The 2072-nt window shown below is 71.4% G+C and carries 3 protein-coding genes; all 3 read left to right on the top strand.

Going from position 1 to position 2072, the window contains the following annotated elements; genetic code table 11:
- A partial coding sequence (locus V7050_RS20630; protein ID WP_324411231.1) for a hypothetical protein occupies positions 1–342 on the top strand: 342 nt, incomplete at its 5' end.
- Between the two features lie 77 nt (positions 343–419).
- Positions 420–1583 carry a TOMM precursor leader peptide-binding protein gene (locus tag V7050_RS20625; protein WP_324367514.1) on the top strand — a complete coding sequence of 388 codons (1164 nt, stop codon included), beginning with the start codon at positions 420–422 and terminating at the stop codon, positions 1581–1583.
- The coding region (locus V7050_RS20620; RefSeq protein WP_324411229.1) for a YcaO-like family protein at positions 1580–2072 on the top strand (493 nt) is incomplete at its 3' end. The genes V7050_RS20625 and V7050_RS20620, both read left to right, overlap by 4 nt.

Genomic DNA, 2072 nt, shown 5'->3' with positions numbered 1-2072 from the left:
GAGTTGCGCGGATCCGGGGCCCAGCTCGACATGGTGGGCGGGGACCGCCACATCCAGGCGATCGCCGAGCGCGTGGGCAAGGTGAAATCGGCGCGTCCCCTGATCGAGATCGAGCCCGCGCAGGTCCGGTCGATGGCGAGCGTGTCCTACAACCGCCTGCTCGGCGACGATTTCTCCCGTTCGGTGCATTCCGGCAAGGAGATCGAGGAGCTGCAGTCCAATACCAGCATCGTCTCGGAGATCGGGCTCTTCGTGCTGTTCAGGACCGACGGATCCTCGTGCTGCAGTTGCAGCTGTTCCTGCTGGGGCAGCTCGAGCTGCAGCAGCAGCTACGTCAAGTAGTGACCGACCGTCACTGACCTCGGGACATCCCGGCCGGGCCGTGGAAGCCCCGCCGGACGATGCGGGCGGCATGCATCATGACGGATGAGCGGCTGAAGATCGCCGACAGGATCACGCCGATCCCCGACGGGCCGGATCGGGTGCATCTGCATTCCTGGACCCAGTCGCTGGCGCTGGTCGGGCGTGCCGATCGGATCTTCCAGGCGCTGATCCCGCTCCTCGACGGCGGGCGGACCGGGGCGGAGATCGTCGCGGCGCTGGAGCGCTACGGTCGCGACGAGGTGGCGGCGGTGCTGGACGACCTGATGAAGGCCGGGATCGTCGAGCCCTCCGATCCGGTGCAATCGCGCCGAAGCGCAGGCGAGCGCGCGCAGGTCGCCTTCTTCTCGCAATTCGCCCTGCCCGCCGAGCTTGCCGAGGCCGCCACGCCGCGGGGACTGGCCCGCAGCGGCGCGGAATACCAGCAGCGCCTCGCGGAGGCCCGCATCGCGGTCTTCGGCGCCGGGCGGATCGGCGCGCGGCTGGCGCAGGGCCTCGCGGTCTCTGGGGCGGGGCATCTGACCGTGATCGACGCGGCCCCGGTCGCCGCCGGTGACCTCGGCGGCGAGGCGTCCTTCGGCAAGGCCGACCTCGGGATGCCGCGGGTCGAGGCGCTGAAGCGCCGATGCGCCGCCGCCGTCCCCGGCATGACGTTCCGCGGGATCGCCGAGGTGCCCGGCGAAGCGGAGCTGGAGGCGGTGCTCGAGGCAAGCAGTTTCGCGGTGCTCTGCCCCGACGCCCATGATCCGGACCTGTTCGAGCGGGTCAACCGCATGGCGCTGAAGCACGGCCTGCCCTGGACGAGCGCCCGCAGCCTCGGGCTCGAATTCCGGATCGGCCCGACGATCCTGCCGGGGGAGACGCCCTGCTACGAATGCTTCCGGCTTCGCATCGCCAGCAACGCGCCGAGCGAGAGCGCGCACCGGCTGATCGAGGAGTTCCAGCGAGGCGCGGCCCTGAAGCCGGTGGCGCTGGCGGTCACGCCGGGGGTGGACCTGCTGCTGCTCGAGGTGGTCAAGGCGATCACCTGGTTCGCGGCGCCGTCCTGCTACGGCCATCTCTATACGCTCGACCTGATGACCATGGAGGGCCGGCGCCATCCGGTGCTGAAGATCCCGCGCTGCCCGGCCTGCGGCCGACCGGCGAGCGGGCGGCCGACGATCCATGCCTGGCAGCAGGCGCGACCGGAGCCGGGGGGATGAACGCGGCGATGCCGGCGCTCGCCGCCGACAGCCTGACCGGGCTGGTGCGCTGGGTGATCGACATTCCCGTGGAGCCGGGGGAGCCGCGGATCTTCAATGCCTCGGTCAAGATGGCCGACACCACCCGCTACAGCCCGCATCCCTGCTACGACAACAACGGCGGCTCCGGGCTGACCGAGGCCGCGGCCCGCGGCGCCGCCATCGGCGAGGGGCTGGAGCGCTACTGCGCCTCGCAATTCGCGCCGGAGGATCTGGTCTTCGGGACCGCCGAGGCGCTGTCGCGGGACCATGCCCTCTTCGGGCCGGGCTCCTTCGCGATGTTCCACCCCGACCAGCCGGGCGATTTCACCCCGGCGGGTCGCGACACGCTGCTCGGATGGGCCTGGGCCTGGGCGCCGATCGGGGCGCACCCGGTGCTGGTCCCGGCCTCGATGGTCTACATGCCGTATTTTCCCTGCCGGGCCGAGCTCGGGGAACGGCCCGCCGGGC

The sequence above is a fragment of the Amaricoccus sp. genome (assembly GCF_036846665.1).
Classification (GTDB): domain Bacteria; phylum Pseudomonadota; class Alphaproteobacteria; order Rhodobacterales; family Rhodobacteraceae; genus Amaricoccus.
This window is presented reverse-complemented; position numbering and strand designations above follow the sequence as displayed.

Coding starts and splice junctions, on each gene's coding strand:
- V7050_RS20625 (WP_324367514.1), top strand. CDS start 420: ATGACGGATGAGCGGCTGAAGATCGCCGACAGGATCACGCCGATCCCC.